This is a genomic window from Vibrio vulnificus NBRC 15645 = ATCC 27562 (genome assembly GCF_002224265.1).
Lineage (GTDB): Bacteria > Pseudomonadota > Gammaproteobacteria > Enterobacterales > Vibrionaceae > Vibrio > Vibrio vulnificus.
In genome coordinates, this window is sequence record NZ_CP012881.1 from 2,134,356 (window position 1) to 2,151,698 (window position 17,343).

Genomic DNA, 17,343 nt, shown 5'->3' on the forward strand with positions numbered 1-17,343 from the left:
ACTAAAGCTAGTGAAAACTTAGGAAAGCGAGGCTTTCATTCGGTTGTTCATTTCCATGGCTGGCGATACTTGATGCCCTGTTTGTCCAGTAGCGGCAAGTGACCTTTCAGCCTTGATAAAAAGTCGTTCCAATCACGATGTTCTTTCTGTGTCCAACACGCTTCTGCGAGTGCAATAATGCGTGGGAAGACCATATAGTCCATTCGCTCAGGGTTATTGATGATTTCGCACCAAAGAGCCGTTTGGATTCCCCAAATTCGCTTATGAATTGGGTCGTCAGCCGGAATATTGGCAAGCGGCTCGTAGTTGTAGGCTTTTTCGAGTGGCAGTGGATTGGCCCAATCTACCCCCGGCTCTTCCGGTGCGTAATCTTGTGTCATATCGAGGTAAGTAGTTTGAGCGGGTTGCAGTACCACATCAAAGCCTTGACGGGCGCAGTTGACCGCTGCGTCTTCACTTAACCACGAGTAAATCACGGTGTCCTTACTCACTTTGTCACCGTGTTGTGCTTCTTCCCATCCCAACATACGCTTACCAAGACTGCGCAGCTTTTGCTCTGCGTGACGCAGTAAGTGACCTTGCAGTTCCTTGTAATCCTGATAGCCATGTTGCTTCATCAAGGCTTGACAGCTTGGGCTGTTTGACCAAACCCCGTGAGGTACTTCGTCGGCACCAATATGAACGTAGGGTGCCGGGAACAGTTGGGCGATTTCTTCCAGCACACCATCTAAAAATTGATAGGTGGTGCTTAAGCCGGGGTTGAGAACGTTATCGGAGTAATTTTGAATACTGCGATAGACGGTGTCGTCTTCTACTTCGACCAGCATTTCTGGCAGCGATTTAATCGCTGCACGACAGTGACCAGGAACATCAATTTCAGGGATGACCATGATGCTGCGCTGTGCGGCATAGGCGACCACTTCTTTGATCTCTTCTTGGCTATAGAACCCGCCGTAACGCTGCGAAATATGGGTATATTGAGGCTCAATCGCTTCATCGACACCACGCCAAGCCCCTATCTCTGTTAATGCTGGGAATGCTTTGATTTCAACGCGCCAGCCTTCATCGTCCGTTAAATGCCAATGAAAGGTGTTGAACTTATAGTGGGCGAGGAGATTAATTAGACGCTTGACTTGCTCAACCGAGTGGAAGTGGCGAGAGCAATCCAACATCATGCCGCGATAGCGAAAACGTGGGCTGTCAGAAATTGAACAGCAAGCCAACTGGGCCTCTTGCGTGATCGAATTGTAATCAAGCAGTTGTAATAGGCTTGCGGTAGCGTGGACAAAGCCAGAGCTAGAGCCCGCTTCAACGCGCACTTGCTCTTGGCTAATTTTGAGTTGATAAGCCCCTTCATCCAGTGTTGGATTGCTACGGTAAACGATTTCTCCCGCTTCGCTGGTGGCAAGTTTAAACTGATGCAAACGCGCCACTTCGTCCATAAGCCAAGTCACCGCGGAGTCCGCCAATGCGGATTGGCAGGTGATGGCTGACGATGGTGTGAGAGAAAAATGCCCAGCATCAACATGTAACGCATTTGCTTTAGGCAATAGTGAGTAGGCGCTGGCTAACGTAGGGGCGATGGTTTCGCGTTCACGGTAGGGTGAAGCAAGAACGATCGGGGTGACATCGACGTTAGAGCGTACCTGCTCACCTTCATGGTGATACTCGACAAAAGCTTCATTCAATCCATCGGAATAAAAACGGAATGGATTGGTCAGTACGGTGAACTCACAATAGAAGTGATGATTGGCCGGTAGCACCAAGCTATCTGGTGTTAACTGACAGAAACTCCCAATTTGCGTTAAGGTGCCATGCGAAATGCTGCCTGGCTGAATAAAACGAGTAAAGGCAAAGGTTAAAGACCAGTTGGGTAAATCTTGATCGCTGAGGTTATGCAGCGTCATACCAAAACGGCAGTTTTGCTTTTGTTCTGAAAGGACAACCAGGTCGATACGATATTCCATAAACGATTCCTAATTTGTTGCCACGGCATAGAGGTTATGTTCGCTTTTACCTGCAAACATGAGTGCGCCCTCTATGGCGTCATACTGAGCTTCAACGATCCACTGTTGTACTGGTGGAGAGAGCCACTTAACAATACGCTCGGCGATGCTGCCCATTAGACAGATGCGTGTTGCCCCGCGTTTATTTAAGGCAATCAGGAACATTTCAATGTCTTGCGCTGTTTGTTTTAGCATCTCGATCGCCAGTGCATCGCCTTGTTCGGCATGCTGGAAGATCGCAGGAGAAAATTGGCCATAATCACGAGGTAAAGCGGTTTTTGACCATTCAACAATGGCATCCACGTCATGATGGAAATTCGCCATAACATGCTCACATAACGGTGTGTTTTCGCGGATCCCATCTTGAGCTAGGAGTACTTGTTGAATAAGGCGAAGTCCCATGACAGCGCCGCCCCCTTGATCCGAAATAGGGAATTCTCGGCCGCCGACCACGTGTTGAGTGGTGCCTTGTAGAAAGATGCCACATGAACCCGTACCGGCAATCATGATGGCGCCATCTTGACCATTATGTGCACCAATACAGGCGCCGTAAGCGTCGGTATTGAGTGTCATGCTGGCAAACGGATGTGTTTGTTGCATAAAGCTTTGCCAAGAGGCTTTATGTTCTGCTCCGGCTAAAGCCAATCCTACATGCATGCGAGAAAAATCTTGTGTGGATAAACCGCCTTGTGTAGCCGCGTCTTGAATGGCAGAAAGAATCGATTCCATTGCGACAGAGGCGCCCAGCATAATATTGGCGCTGCCGCTTTTGGCTTCACCAATAAAGTGCCCTTGAGCATCTTTGATGCGTGCTCGGCAAGAAGTGCCGCCCCCATCGATTCCTACGTATAAATGCGTCATGTTATTTTCCTAGCGTGGCTGAGTTGTAGTGTGTCTGGCTCATGATCGCGAGAAGATACCAAGCCCCATGAGGGATCCATTGTTCTCCCCAACGCCAGTTTTGTAATAAGTCGTCTTTTTGTTTGTCAGGATTAAATGCGATGTCATTTTCATCATCAAAGCCTGAGGTGATGCCGTTACAGACGCCCCCTTTGGCGTTGAAGAAACCGAATTGAGGCAAATAGTCAGGATTGTTACGGCCATGCCCATCCAGCATGCACATATCGTAAGGGTTGAGACCCAATACCCAATCGAGTGAGCGCTGACCTAATACGGCCATCTCATGGCTCAGGCGAGCATCTTGCAGATGAGGTTGCACCAAGTAAGCCATTGAGGCGATGGAGCCTAAACGCGCATTCTCACCTTGCCACCAGTAACCAGACTCATTGTTTTGCGCGACAAAAAACGCATCACGCTTATTTTCGTTTACGCCTTTGACATATTGTCTTGGGTAGCTAAATGGGTTATTCACTTTATGAGTAATGTTGAGCTCAAATTCACATGCTTGGCGAACGACTTCTCGTGTTTGTTTCAGTAGATCACCATTGTGTTCAATCGAGAGGTATTCGCACAGGGCAATAACAGGCAAGCCTGCTTCCGCTGCGTGGAAGTAGGGACGAGAACCATCCAGATTGGCAGACCAATAATGGGCAAACTGCTCGTCACTTTGCTGTCGAGCACACAAGCGTGATGCCCAAATTCGGCTTTCCGCGAGATAACGCTCTTCTCGAGTGGTACGATAGAGCTCAACAACCGCGAGCAGCGCGCAATACTCATCAATGATGTTTTCTTGACCATCGTTGAGGTATTGAGGGTTGTACTCTTTGAGATGCCAGTAACCATTTTCTGCAGCATTTAGGTATTTTTGTTGGTCAAATTCACCGTGTACATTGAGACGAGAGGCGGCCGCTAGCGCTGCGATGCTGACGCCGCCACCTTGACGAAAACCTGCTTGATAGTCATCAGATTTATGACCTTGCTGAGTTTCGTAAGAGCAGATCTCGCGTTGTTTGATGTCTTTACTCCACTTATCAAACACCGTGGTATAGAAGAAGCCTTGGCTGTCTTGCATTCTGACGAGGAAATCCGCGCCATGCAGCGCTTCTTCTTTCAAGCGTACTTGGCTGAAGGCGGGCAGGATCTCATGACCAGAGAGCAGTTCTAGCCCTTTAAGCATATTCCAAACCACCATCGGCGTTTGCTGTGGGTTGAGGTAATTGGCATACGAAAGATGGCTGAGGTATTTGCTCACGTCGCCAGATGCATCGTACCAACCACCGTGTACATCGACGGTTTTATCACGGTTTAACAGTGGTGCGTTGCGATCTTGCAGGTCAAAAATGCCGCCACAGCGCTGTGATTTAAAGTAATGCAGTACATCGGAAAAAGTTTGCTGCATCAGCAGCGATTGGCCGATAGTGAAGTTTGCTGAACGATGATTATCAAAACGAATATAGAAGTCGCCGACTTGGTCGAAGTCTGAAAAATCAATCGTGTAAAAGTAACCTTGGTGCCAATTGGCGACTTTGCCCACTTTCTCGATTTCTAATGATGCCACGGTCTGATGGCCATTGGCGCACACCAATAAGGCAGCATAAGACGACAAACGCGACTTATTACTTTGAATGACCGCATGTTTGGGTCCACTCAGTTCGTAGCCTAGGTGATTGGTGAGTAGCAGCATTACAAATCTCCGACATGTCGCAAAATAATAGGTAGTAACAGTGAGAGCCAAGGCAACGCCTTGGCTCAATTAGGTTTAGTTTTCGAATAGGTAACAACGAACAAAGTGATTTTCAGACAGTTGAGTCACTTCAGGCAGCTTCTCACGACATTTCTCTGTTGCGTGTTCACAGCGGCCAGCGAAAGGACAGCCAACGGAATCTGGAGTCCAAAGTGGAATTTCCCCTTTGTTGCCTTTGAGCTTTTCATGAATCGATTTCGATGGATCTGGCACCGCAGAAACCAATAACTGCGTGTATGGGTGTTGAGGATCGTGAATGATCTCATCGGTATCACCCCATTCCACCATGTGTCCCACATACATCACCGCCAGATCTTCCGCGATGTAACGAGCCGTTGCGATGTCGTGCGTGATGTAAAGAAGAGACATCTGTTTTTCGAACTTCATCTCTTCCATCAAGTTAAGGACACCAGCGCGAATCGATACGTCCAGCATTGAGGTTGGTTCGTCGGCAAGCACGACTTCTGCGCCTACGGCAATGTTACGCGCTAAGTTGACACGCTGACGCTGACCACCAGAAAGCTGATGTGGAAACTTTTCTGCTGTGGCTTTCGGTGGAATCAAGCCCACTTGCTCAAGCAAGTCGTACACACGTTCTTCTAACTCTTTCTTGTTACCCGGTGCGACCTTTTTGTGGATCAGTAGCGGGCGCGCAATATGGTGGAAGATATTGTGTGTTGGGTTGAGTGAACCAAACGGGTCTTGCCACACCATTTGGATCCCTTCACGATAGGTCATGAGATCTTTCTTTGATGTGATCTCTTGAATATCACGGCCTTTGTATTCGATAACACCATTCGTTGGGGCGTACATCTTGGCAATCATTTTGGCTGTCGTGGATTTGCCTGAGCCAGATTCACCCACGACAGACAGACCACGTGCTTTGTACATTTTGAACGATACGTCGTTGATCGCACGCATCTTGGTTTGTTTTAGAGCATTACTGTTGAGGGGAAAGTCTTTGACGACATTTTTACCTTCAATCAGTAGCTCGCCATATTCTTTGCTCATAATTGTCTCCAGTCTTCTTACTGCTTATTTCGTTGTGTTACAGCTTGTTTTGAGCAATCGGTTCGCCATAAAGGTGGCAGTTTGAGAAACGGCCTGGCTCGATTTGTCTTAAGCTAGTAGCGACTTTGGTACAGGTGTCATGCACTCGATCACAACGTGCCTGGAAACGGCAGCCCTGAGGAATCTCTAGTAGGTTAAGAGGGTTCCCAGGGATACCAGTTAACTTGGTTTTTGGACCCGTTAACGGAGGGAAAGAGCTACCCAACCCTTTGGTGTAAGGGTGGTAAGGACTTTCCAAAATTTGTTTAGCGGGAGCGACTTCAATCAGTTCACCGGAATACATGATGCCAATGCGGTCTGAAAACTCGACCATCAACGACAAGTCATGGGTAATGAACAGAATCGAGAAGCCGAACTCTTCTTTCAATGCGTAGATTTTTTGCAAAATCTCACGCTGTACAACCACGTCTAGTGCTGTGGTTGGCTCATCCATGATGATCATTTTCGGATTGAGAGCCAACGCGATTGCAATTACCAAGCGCTGACGCATACCACCAGAGAACTGGTGAGGGTAGTCATGCAAACGGCTTGGGTGAATGTCCACGATCTCCAGCAAACCTTCTGCGCGGCGTTTTGCCTGCTCACGCGTCATATTGGTGTGGCGCATGATGACGTCACAGAATTGATCTTCCATCGTCAGTACTGGGTTCAGCGCGTTCATTGCACTTTGGAAAACCATCGACATTTCGCTCCAGCGGAATGCCTGCATGCGCTCATCACTGTATTGCAAGATGTTTTCACCATTGAAGATGACTTCCCCGCCAGTGATAAACGCTGGCGGCTTGTGTAGACGCATCAATGAGAACGCAACGGTGGATTTGCCACAGCCTGATTCGCCCGCTAGGCCAAATACTTCGCCTGGTGCTATATCAAAGCTAACGTTGTTACAAGCGCGGACATCGCCCGCGTCTGTGATGTAGTCAACGCAAAGGTTGCGGATTGAAATAAGTGGTTCGGTCATGATTATTTATCTCCGCTCCAAAGTGCATTTTGCGGTGCCATTTCAGGCTCACGCTCTTTCTTGTCTTCTCTCGCTAGCTTCTGCCAGCGCTTCATTCCTTTGTGAGAACGAAGTTGTGGGTTCGCAATCTCATCGACCGCAAAGTTCAGTAATGCAAGGCCAGTGACGAGTAGTGTCAGTGCGATACACGGAGCAAGCAGTTCCCACCATGCGCCAATCAGCATTGAAGAGGAGGTCTGTACGTTGTACAGCATGATGCCCCAACTGATGGTGTTTGGATCGCCTAGACCAAGGAAGGAAATGATCGATTCCATGGTGATGGCGTACATTACCGAGCCGATGAAACTTGCACCCACAATTGGAATCAGGTTTGGCAGAATCTCAACAAAGATGATGCGCCATGAAGATTCGCCCAATACTTCTGCGGCTTTAACAAATTCTTTTTCACGTAGTGCAAGGGTTTGAGAGCGGACAACCCGCGCACCCCAGGCCCAGGAGGTACAGCCGATGATAATGGCAATGGTCATTGGCCCTGCTTCACCGATAAAGGCGGCAAGAACGAACAGCAATGGATACTGAGGAATAACCAGCATGATGTTCATCGCTGCGGTGAGAATGTCATCAACACGACCACCAAAGTAACCCGCTGAGATACCAATAACGGTTGCAAGGAAACACACGGTGATACCCGCACCAAAACCAACCGCAAGTGACACTCGTGCACCGTAAGCAAGTTGTGACCATACGTCACGTCCCATACGAGAAGTACCCAGTACGTGATCGGCTTTCTTCGACAGAAGAAGAGTACGACGGTCATCGGCAAGGTTGGTAGCAATCCAACCATTTGGATCTGCTTGCGCGGCTTTGACGACGAAACTTGGATATTCGTGTGGGTTACCAGTACGTTTATCTGGAGCATGTTTGGTGATCAGTGGCGCTGCGACCGCCATAAAGATAAACAGACAAACAATGACCAAACCAACGCGAGCAATCGCATTACCTAGAATCAGCTTAAATAAGTTGTTCATGATTATTTGCCTCCCTTGCGTAGGCGAGGATCGAGTACGACATACAGCATGTCGGCAATCAGGTTAAATGACAGCATAAATAGAGTCATGATTAACAATTGGCCTTGTAGTACTTGGTAGTCACGTGCATTGATCGCATCAAGCAGGACTTTACCCAAACCTGGGTAGTTGAAGATGATTTCAACAATCAGCTGACCACCGATGGCCATACCGAGTGACATGGATAGAGCAGTCACACTTGGTAGCAGTGCGTTACGAGCTGCGTAGTTGAACACCACGCGGTTTTCGCTTAAGCCTTTGCCTTTCGCCATAGTGATGTAGTCTTCTGCTAGCAGGTTGATCATGTTGTTACGCATGTTCACCAAGAAGCCACCAATTTGAACGATAGACGCACAGAAGAGAGGTAGGACGGCGTGATAAGCAACATCCTTGAAGTAGGCCCAGCTCGTCCAGTCTGGAATGGTACCAGGCGTGTATGCATAGCCCGTCGGGAACCAACCAAGACCGATTGCAAAGATAAATAGGGCTAGCATTGCGATAACCACTTGAGGTACAGCTTGAATAATCAACATACCTGGTGTGATGAACGCATCGTATTTACTGCCACGACGCCATGCTGCGAAAATACCCAGAATAGAGCCGATTGAGAATGAAAGAATAACCGCAGTACCAGCTAGGAAGAGGGACCAACCAAATGCGCTGCCTAATAGGTCATTAACACTCAGTGGGTAGAATTTAATAGAAGTACCAAGTTCCCAGCTTAGAATGCTCTTAATGTAAGTGAAATACTGAACATAAAGGGGACCATCGACAAAACCTAGCAGTTTCTTCATTGCCTCAATACGTTCTGGCGTTACCTGTGTGGTTGCATTCGCAAACATCATGGTAACTGGATCGCCAGGCATTGCTCGAGGAATAATAAAGTTTAATGTTGCCGCGACTAGCAGCGCGACCATATAGAACGACAAACGTCTTAAAAAATAACCCATAACTCACACCTTACTCACCCAGACTTTTTCCCTGTTTCTGGTTTCAGGTCGCTCGTGACCAAATTCAGAGCGAAAAATCCCCTGACGACTGGCGCCATAAACAAACTAGGTCTGAGAGGGATTTTATAGCGGCGCACGGGATGCGCGCCGCGGGAGATGAACTTCTACTTATTTAACTGGTTTTAGGTCCAGTACGTGTAGTAGACGCTCTGGGATGCCTGCCCAAATGTTTGGACGGCCCTTCGGATTTTCTTCTGTCCACCAACCAGTGAAGCGCTTGGTGTTGTATTGGTACATGTAAGCACCAGACATTACAGGGATAGTAACTTGATCCGCTGCGATGATTTGCTGGATGCCGTGAGCAATGGATAGTTGCTCTTTCTTGTCAGCTGTTTTGTAGAAGCTGTCAAGTAGGTTGTCCAGTTTGTCATTGGTGTAGAAGTGCATCGCGAAGCGTGGCATACCTTCACCTTTCTGTAGTGCAGAGTTGTATGCACTGTTCCAGTATAGGTGTGGATCCGCACCGTGGAAGTAGTTGGTGTACGCCACGTCGTAAGTACCATCAAGCATTGCTTGGTTGTACACTGCGAACTCAGGAGTACGAGCACGTGCTTTAATACCTACTTCAGCTAGCTGCTCAACCGCTAGTTGAACTGTGTTGTTGAAGTCAGTCCAACCGTTTGGAGATTGGATGAGTAGCTCAAATGGTTTGCCAGATGGAGTATCAACGAAACCGTCTTTGTTCACATCTTTAAAGCCAGCTTTCGCTAGAAGTTTCTTCGCGCCTTCAACGTTATAGGTGTTGTAGCCTTTGTACTTGTTGTGAGTCTTTTCGTCAGACCACGCTTCGAATGCATAGCCAAGGCCAGATGCGAAGTCGTTCACTGTACCGCCACCGTAGAATGCGATGTCGATGATAGTTTGACGGTCAAGAGCCATAGAGAATGCACGACGGAAGTCAACGTTAGTCAGAGCTTCGTTCTTCGCCGCATCTGGGTTCTTGAAGTTCACAACGAACGCTTGAGTACCTGATGGTGGGTACCAGTACTGATGGTTAGGGCTCGCTGCTGCGTAAGTACGGTCAATATCTGGAATGAAAGAAGAAGTCCAGTCTAGCTCAGAGTTAACGATTTTACCCAATAGCTGGTCGTTGTTCGCGATCTGAGGTACACGCAAACAGTCAACTTCTAGGTTTGCTGCATCCCAGTAGTTAGGGTTACGACACTGAATGTATAGCTGAGGAGTGAAGGTGTCGATAACCGTAAATGGACCAGTACCTACAGGGTTTTCGTTCGTGAATGTGGTTGGATCTTTCACTTCTTTCCATACGTGCTCAGCAACGATAGGAACAAGAGAAATTTCGTAAGGTACGTTTGAGTTAGCTTCGCTTAGACGGAAACGAACTTGGTAGTCATTCAGTTTCTCTACGCTAGTTACCCACTTGTTGATACCACGTTGGTCAAGTTCTGGTTTGTTCTTAAGTAGAGCATAAGAGAACACAACGTCGTCCGCGGTAAATGCTTGACCGTCAGACCATTTAACACCTTTACGGATGTCAAACGTTACGCTCATTAGGTCATCAGACATGCGGAAGTCTTCAGCAAGACGCATTACCGGAGTGTTGCCGTGCATCTCATTGAAAACAACTAGTGGCTCATAGATGAAGTCCGTTGTTGTGCGAAGGTTAGTCGCCAAGTACGGGTTAAAGTTACGTACCATTGTAGGGTAAAAATCAGGTACGATGGTCAGCTCACTACGAGCTGCCGCTGGTGCTGAAATGCTGGTCGCTGCTGCGGCGATAACTGCAGTTGCTAGAGCTGTCTTTTTAATATTGGCAAGCATAGCTGTTCCTTACTATTTTGCTTTCATTTCACAATGTTTGGAATGTCATCAATTGATAAACACTCTCCAAGACCTACCTCTGATAATCATTTACCAAAGTGGCCTGTAGGCCTTAGGCAAGGCTAAGAAAACACCTTAGCGAGAAAATAATCAAATAGCATTCCCGTTAAAAACGTTAAAACTCCCATTAACTCCGTTATAAACGTCATTTTTTTTAGCTGAGTTGGTTTTTTGAGCAAAAAGTGGACATTGATGTGTGTCGCATTGTTCTTGTTGTTGATAAGTGTTTGTTAGTGGTTACTTACCCTTTAGGTTCTTTTTAATATGGTTGTTAGGTTGCTGTGGCTAAATGAAGATCTTGCTCACACAGCAAAATGACGTTAATTAATCGACAAAAATTTAATCTGCCGTTCTGTTGTGATTGATCTCGCAATATGGTTTAAAAGTCCCCACTTTAGGCGAGAGTAATGGTTTATACGATGGAAAAACGGCATTTTTTTCGCACTGAGTGATGGTTATTTTTAACTGAGAATAAAGTGCGTATAGGGCATGTCTGCGTGGTTTTTATTCGTGCACCATTAGCGGTATCTGCCACTTCATTTCTGCAGCGAAGGGGACAAGCAAAGGCAAAACACAACGCGCAGATATCGCGCCTGTATGGATGTGAGAGCGGTTTACCCTACAATAACCGCAGGCGACCAAGCGTTTCTTATAATCGTAAAGACATCCCCTAGCGCGTTTGTGCTTCAAGAGAGGTTCGAAATCGTCAAGGATGTATTGAGCCGCCTGATGACGGTCTAGCATGCTCATCAAAGCCGGAGTTGATATTGCTTGCTCTGAGGAGAAGTACACAAATAACTGAAAAGTTGGGCAAATGAAAAGCCCGACTCTTTGAGTCGGGCTGAAGTTAACGATAGAGGCTCAACATTATTAGCTGGTGAGCAGGCGTTGTAATTTATCTCGCTGCATCTCAATGTAAGTACGCTCAGGACTTTGCTCTTTACAGTGCTCCAGAATGTACTCAATAGAACTCAATACGGTTCTCCAACGCGGCGTTTTTGGCAAGGTTTCAATTCGCATGTATTTATCAAGAGTGCGAGTTTGTAGCGTGCTGCGGTCGAGATAAACGCGCCATAAACCACTTTGTTCCGCAAAGGTAAACTTGTTTTCACCTGTCACTGACTCCCAATAATCGAGTGCATGCGTCATCAAATCCACGAGGACTTCACGCATCAGCTCTTGCTTATTCTTATTGGTACCCAGCGCTTTGTCGGCCAGGCGAGTAAATTCTCCCCCTAGCTCTTTGAGGCTCTGTAAGCGCTCTTTGTCACCATCAAAGGCATAGCTTGAAAGGACTTCCACGGCGGTTTCTAGGTTGTGCACACGAGATGCAGCAGCGCCTCCCCCGACATTAAAGATAAACATGGCATCAAGGCCAGACCCTTCTGGTAATTTAAGAATGTCCGTTTCAATATGCTGTCGAACATCATCGACATAGATATCGATATTGCCGCAATAATGCTGCTGTTTGACGGTTAAATATTTGGGAGCAATAAGTTCTTCTGCGTTTGAGCGCTTGAGCTGCTCTAAGCTGCGTTTGAACAGTTTACAGGCCGCGTCATTGGCAAAGCGAATACGCTTATCTTCACGAATACAGATGATGGCTTCTGGGGCCGACTCCAATTGTTCTAATAAACGCCCTTGTGTTTCCAGTAAGCTCGCTTCCACCATTGCACGTTGGCGAAGCTCCGCTTCAAGGCGATTGTTTTCCAAGCGACGAGCTTCTGCTTTACTTGCCATTAAATGTGCTTTGATTCGGGCCGCAAGCTCTTGCTTATTAAATGGTTTGGTTAAGTAATCATTGGCCCCAGCTTCGAATCCTCGTACACGATCTTCGCTCTGACTCAACGCTGTTAGCATGATAATAGGCAACTCTGCCATGTCGTATTGCTGTCGGAGTTGATGGCAAACTTGATAACCGCTCATACCCGGCATCATGATGTCGAGCAACAGCAAGGCGGGTTTTTCATGTTCAATGAGTTCGAGTGTTTCTGGGCCATCTGAGGCCGTTTGCACTCGGTACCCTTCGATGCGTAGGAAACTTTCAAGCACGCGTAAGTTGACGGGTTCATCATCGGCCACAATCAGTAGCGGGCCATTGGGATTCTCTGGCAGTGAGGAATTATCTAATGAGATCAATTCATTGCTATCTGGTGCTTGGAAGTGATGTTGATTTTGCATGACTTCCGTGGCGCTGATTTCGTCTGCGCTGGCCAATGGCAAGGTGAAGCTAAAGGTGGTGCCAACCATAGGTTGACTGCTGACGTAGAGCGATCCTCCCATTAACTCGATCAGTTGGCGGCTAATGGAAAGCCCCAGACCTGCACCTTGGCGATAACGACCAGAGTCTCGACCAGCTTGAATGAGCGGTTCGAAAATATGCTCTAATTGTTCTGCGGGAATGCCTTGGCCGGTATCGACGACTTGCACTCGAACTTTATCGTCAACCACATTGGCGGAAATGACGATTTTACCTTCAGTGGTGTATTTGATCGCATTGCCAATAAGGTTATACAGCACCTGTTCTAATCGCTGTGGATCGGCAGATACCGGCGCAACATCGTTAGAAACCTGATTAATGATGCGCAGAGTTTTGTTGCCCAATAAGTGGTGAGACAGCTCCAATACCAGTCGAGTTGCACTGGCCAAATTGACGGCGGATTTTTGAATATCCAAACTGCCATAGCGCATTTTGTGGTAGTCGAGCAAGTCATCCACAAGCGTAGCTAAGCGCTGGCCACTCTTAATAATGATGTCCAGTTGATAGCGCTGGTTAGAGGGCAGTGGGCCGTTTGCCCCTGAGATGAGGGTTTCTGCAATACCAATCATGCCATGCAGTGGAGTGCGTAGCTCATGAGAGGTTGTTGCCAAAAATTCATCTTTGAGCTTATCAGCCAATTGCAATTCGTCGTTTTGCTTTTGAATCAGTTGTAGATTTTTCTCTAGCTCCGCATTTTGCGTTTTAATGAGCTGAATTTTATCGCGAATCGAGCGTTGCATTCGTTCAAAACTGATTGCTAAACGGCCTATTTCGTCTTTGCGCTCTGTATTAATCATGTTTTCATCGAGATCACCAGCAGAAACGCGCTCTGCAGCCCAAGTGAGTTTGAGTAGTGGTGAGGTGATGAAATTCGATAAGTAGTGAGATGAGATAAACACCAGCACGATCGCAATCAACATGGCGATGACGAACAGTTTTTCTAACTGATGAATGCGTGCAAACGCTTCTTTCTCCGGCAACTGAACCACTAAAGCCCAGGTTTGACCTTTGAATGAAATTGGCGCATAGGCGGCGATGGTCGCCTCTCCGCTGCTGTTGATATAAGTCCCGACATCCGTCAGTCCCGCGAGCGCCTTATCGACCACTTCAATACTGCTTTCGATATCGGTTTGCTTTGTGGTCATAGTGCGAGGTAAGTGGTCACTTCCAACCAGCAAAGTGTGGATAGCCGCATCTTTATTGATGTCTGCAATCAGTTTAGTGATGCCATTGTTCGGTAGCCTGAACATGGCGTAGCTGTGCAGATAGCCTTGCTGGATGATCGGTGCTCCCAACCAAGCGACTTGTTTGCCATCTTCAACCGAGAAGTCGGAAATATAGACGGGGGTATAGTCTTCGTTTTGCTTGCGTTTTTCGCTGACGTCATTGGCCAATTGACGGAAGCTTTTGCCGAGCATGCTCTCTTTAAAAGGCCCCTCAATTAAGTTTGTGCCAAAGTTTTCATTTTTGTAGATGGAGTAGGTGACGTTGCCATCGAGATCCACCAACAAAATATCGTCAAAATCGGATCGCTTCAAAAGCTCCAAATAGGCCCAGTGATAGCGCTTATGCAGCAAACGGTAACGTTCACTACCGACATAAGAGCTGGATTCCGGCAAAATCGACGTTTTTATTTGATCGCCAGATCCCTGAATATAGCGCTGCTGAGCGTTTTCTCTAGCCTGTTCCATATCCACGCCTAAGCTTTTGAAGGCGTTGACTAGCCCGTAAAATCGGCCACCACTCGCGTAAGCCAACTCTGAACGAACAAATCCCATCACTTCCGTTTCTTGTGCTTGGAAATAATCTAGGATCTGTTGCTGCTTGGTGTCTCGAACAGAAAGCAGGTGAGAAGTGCTTTGCTCTTGGAGATCTTTACTGTGTGATTGCAAAAAGAAAATCGCTGTGATGGTTAATGGCGTGATACTTAGCACCAAAAACGCAGTCATCAGAGTGCTTTGAAGGCGTTTAAACTTCTGTTTGCGATAAAACTTAAACATACAATTTCGTCAAGGTTGTGAAGACAAGGTTTCGAATCAAAGTTGTGAATGCATGAATTTACTCTCGTTCAAAGCCAGTTTTGCGGAGATAAGAGTAAAAGGATTCAAATTTAACGAAATTAACGAGTTTTTTTACTTTGACAAGTAAGTTGTCATCAATTCGTGGAGAGTGGCGCAAAAATATCGAATGAGTGATGGAAATTGAGCAAAAGCAGCACAGTTAGACGCTGTGCTGCAGAAGAATCGCTATTTGCTGGCGTGGTATATCGAGAACTTATTGGTCTTATTTAGAGTCGCGCAATTACTGAATGCTTGCTCAATAATTGGTGGGTATTTGAGGAAGCTGTTCGCTACGATGATCAATTCCCCTTGCTTGTTCAAATGCTGTGGCGCTTGGCCTAATAGTGTTTCAGCCGCGTTGTAATTGGTGTCCAAACCACTGTGAAATGGAGGGTTAGAGATGATAAAACGATAGTCATCAGCAGTGTCGGAGTAGATGTCAGAAGCAAAAACGCGACCTTGCAAACCATTGGCTGCTAGCGTTGCTTCACTGGACGCTAACGCGTAAGCATTGATGTCACACATCTCGAGTTCAATGGATGGGTTGCGCTTGGCCATGAATGCACCAATAACACCAGCTCCACAACCAAAATCCAATACCTTGCCACTTAAAGAGGGAAGCGTTTCCAGCAGTAATTGACTGCCTAAATCAAACTCGCCATGGCTAAAGACACCCGGCAGGCTTTGAATCTCTAACTGTTGTCCGTGGATATTGATGGAGTAATGGCGGAACCAATCGGCTTGATTAAAGGCGTTTGGTTGCGTGTTGCATTGCCCCCAATAAAAGGAGCAGCGACGAGCTGAATCGTACTTGTTGACGGGGCCATACGCTTGGAACATTTTTTCGATGCTTTTAACACCTGAGCGATTCTCTCCCACCACAACAATTTCGCACCCAGGACCCAACTTAGCCATCAGCATGGCTATGAGATATTCCGCCTCTGCTTTGGCCTTTGGCCAGTAAAGCAGTAAGAGATCGGCTTGGCTATCTGCCTCAAGTTGCGAGCCAAAGTAGCTGGTGATCGTTGAATGGGCGCGAATTTGACGGAAATAGCTGTAATTCGATGTGAACACACTCACCGATTCACAGTGTTCAGCCAGTTCGAGTGGAAACAAATCTTCAACTTCCCCTGCGACGAGCACGTGCTTTCCGTTGAAATAGTCGAGTTGTCGTTGGGCAATTTGGCTAGGAGCAGTATAGGCAGACATGAAGTGGCATCAGTTAGAAAAAAGTGGGCAGATTTTCTCATAATCTGCCCAGGACTTGAAGTAGTGCTATCCGTTAGCTGTTGTCTTGCTGGTCAAGGAAGCCCTTAAACTCTTCCTCGTAAATATTAAATAGCACCATAGTGATAGCAAAAATCAGTGGACCGTAGATCAGACCTATCAGTCCAAACAACTGAATTCCTCCCAATAGAGAGAAGAAGATCAGTAAGGTGTTCATTCCGGCACTGCCTTGCATTAAAAATGGTCGTAGTAAGTTATCGATCGAGCCAACAATAGCGATGCTCCAAATGGCAAGGAAGATAGCCCAACCAGTATCCCCGGTTAAGAATAAGTAGATGGTGGCTGGGATCCAAATAAGCGCGGTACCGACAACGGGAATAAATGAGGCAAAGCCCATCATGGTGCCCCAGAAGAGCCCAGGGAAGCCCGCAAGCCACATCCCTAAACCACCGGCAATCCCTTGTGCAATCGCGGTGAGAAAAGAGCCCATTACCGCAGATTTTGAAACATTTTCAATCTCGCTCAGCAGCTTATCTTCTTGGCTGCGCGATAATGGCAGAATATGACGAATCGCACTGATGATTTTGTCGTGATCGCGCAATAAGAAAAAGAGCACAAACAGCATCAAGAAAAAATCCATCAGGAAGTTGGTCGCGTCGCCGAGTATTTTTGCACTGATGGCAACTAGGTTTGAACCAAATGAGGTGGCGAGTTGGCCAATTTTTTCTGCAATGGATTTGGCGTCAATATTGTCAAAAGGTAAGTACTCATTAACCAGTTTTAGACCTTTAACAATCCACGGATGACCGAGCACTTGTTGAATACCGCCATGTGTTACCCACTGATAGGTATTTTGCGAGAAAACGGATCCTTGCTGAACAATAGCAGCAAAAACAAATAACAAAGGCACAACGATAATAAAGGTTAAAACAACGCAAGAGAGCAGCGACGCCATATTGCGATGTTTGGGCATTTTGCTTTCAAACCAGTCGTGAATGGGAAACATCAATAGGGAAATGATGAACGCCATGATAATCGAGTTAATATAAGGCTCGACCAACAGGTAGCACGCAGTTCCTGCGGCTAACAATGCGACGATCAGCACCCAGTGGCTTGAGCTGATTTTAATTTTTTCTGGCACGGTAACAGTCCAATTAGTTGCAGTCTGTGGTTATAATGACCTGAAACTCGAAGC

Annotated in this window: 11 protein-coding genes; all 11 read right to left on the reverse strand. The window is 46.9% G+C overall.

The genetic code is table 11. The annotated features are described in order from the left end of the window. Positions 1-47: 47 nt before the first annotated feature. The gene (locus AOT11_RS10015) at positions 48-1,967 is read right to left on the reverse strand and encodes a beta-N-acetylhexosaminidase (protein WP_017421224.1); all 1,920 of its coding nucleotides are present in this window, start codon (positions 1,965-1,967) and stop codon (positions 48-50) included. Between the two features lie 9 nt (positions 1,968-1,976). Continuing rightward, the gene (locus tag AOT11_RS10020; RefSeq protein WP_017421225.1) at positions 1,977-2,867 is read right to left on the reverse strand and encodes a glucosamine kinase nucleotide-binding domain-containing protein; all 891 of its coding nucleotides are present in this window, start codon (positions 2,865-2,867) and stop codon (positions 1,977-1,979) included. Position 2,868: 1 nt separating this feature from the next. After that, positions 2,869-4,590, reverse strand: a complete 1,722-nt coding sequence (locus AOT11_RS10025) for a glycoside hydrolase family 9 protein (RefSeq protein WP_017421226.1) — start codon at positions 4,588-4,590, stop codon at positions 2,869-2,871. Positions 4,591-4,665: 75 nt separating this feature from the next. Next, a complete protein-coding gene (locus AOT11_RS10030) occupies positions 4,666-5,661 on the reverse strand; it encodes an ABC transporter ATP-binding protein (RefSeq protein WP_011079589.1) in 996 nt (331 codons plus the stop codon). 37 nt (positions 5,662-5,698) lie between these two features. Beyond that, positions 5,699-6,682 carry an ABC transporter ATP-binding protein gene (locus AOT11_RS10035; RefSeq protein WP_017421227.1) on the reverse strand — a complete coding sequence of 328 codons (984 nt, stop codon included), beginning with the start codon at positions 6,680-6,682 and terminating at the stop codon, positions 5,699-5,701. 2 nt (positions 6,683-6,684) lie between these two features. Further along, a complete protein-coding gene (locus AOT11_RS10040) occupies positions 6,685-7,710 on the reverse strand; it encodes an ABC transporter permease (protein WP_017421228.1) in 1,026 nt (341 codons plus the stop codon). A gap of 2 nt (positions 7,711-7,712) precedes the next feature. Continuing rightward, a complete protein-coding gene (locus AOT11_RS10045; RefSeq protein WP_011079592.1) occupies positions 7,713-8,699 on the reverse strand; it encodes an ABC transporter permease in 987 nt (328 codons plus the stop codon). 168 nt (positions 8,700-8,867) lie between these two features. Further along, complete coding sequence (locus AOT11_RS10050) at positions 8,868-10,541, reverse strand: ABC transporter substrate-binding protein (RefSeq protein ID WP_017421229.1); 1,674 nt, start codon at positions 10,539-10,541, stop codon at positions 8,868-8,870. 930 nt (positions 10,542-11,471) lie between these two features. Then, on the reverse strand, positions 11,472-14,861 hold the full coding sequence (locus AOT11_RS10055; RefSeq protein ID WP_017421231.1) for a response regulator: 3,390 nt from the start codon (positions 14,859-14,861) through the stop codon (positions 11,472-11,474). Positions 14,862-15,107: 246 nt separating this feature from the next. Continuing rightward, positions 15,108-16,130 carry a 16S rRNA (guanine(1207)-N(2))-methyltransferase RsmC gene (gene rsmC / locus AOT11_RS10060; protein ID WP_017421232.1) on the reverse strand — a complete coding sequence of 341 codons (1,023 nt, stop codon included), beginning with the start codon at positions 16,128-16,130 and terminating at the stop codon, positions 15,108-15,110. Positions 16,131-16,203: 73 nt separating this feature from the next. After that, positions 16,204-17,289: an AI-2E family transporter gene (locus AOT11_RS10065; RefSeq protein ID WP_013571166.1), complete on the reverse strand. Its 1,086-nt coding sequence runs from the start codon at positions 17,287-17,289 to the stop codon at positions 16,204-16,206. Between the last annotated feature and the right edge of the window lie 54 nt (positions 17,290-17,343).

Excerpts from the sequence above, each read along its gene's own strand:
- AOT11_RS10015 (WP_017421224.1), bottom strand. The coding sequence starts at position 1,967 with ATGGAATATCGTATCGACCTGGTTGTCCTTTCAGAACAAAAGCAAAAC.
- AOT11_RS10020 (WP_017421225.1), bottom strand. The coding sequence starts at position 2,867 with ATGACGCATTTATACGTAGGAATCGATGGGGGCGGCACTTCTTGCCGA.
- AOT11_RS10025 (WP_017421226.1), bottom strand. The coding sequence starts at position 4,590 with ATGCTGCTACTCACCAATCACCTAGGCTACGAACTGAGTGGACCCAAA.
- AOT11_RS10030 (WP_011079589.1), bottom strand. The coding sequence starts at position 5,661 with ATGAGCAAAGAATATGGCGAGCTACTGATTGAAGGTAAAAATGTCGTC.
- AOT11_RS10035 (WP_017421227.1), bottom strand. The coding sequence starts at position 6,682 with ATGACCGAACCACTTATTTCAATCCGCAACCTTTGCGTTGACTACATC.
- AOT11_RS10040 (WP_017421228.1), bottom strand. The coding sequence starts at position 7,710 with ATGAACAACTTATTTAAGCTGATTCTAGGTAATGCGATTGCTCGCGTT.
- AOT11_RS10045 (WP_011079592.1), bottom strand. The coding sequence starts at position 8,699 with ATGGGTTATTTTTTAAGACGTTTGTCGTTCTATATGGTCGCGCTGCTA.
- AOT11_RS10050 (WP_017421229.1), bottom strand. The coding sequence starts at position 10,541 with ATGCTTGCCAATATTAAAAAGACAGCTCTAGCAACTGCAGTTATCGCC.
- AOT11_RS10055 (WP_017421231.1), bottom strand. The coding sequence starts at position 14,861 with ATGTTTAAGTTTTATCGCAAACAGAAGTTTAAACGCCTTCAAAGCACT.
- rsmC (WP_017421232.1), bottom strand. The coding sequence starts at position 16,130 with ATGTCTGCCTATACTGCTCCTAGCCAAATTGCCCAACGACAACTCGAC.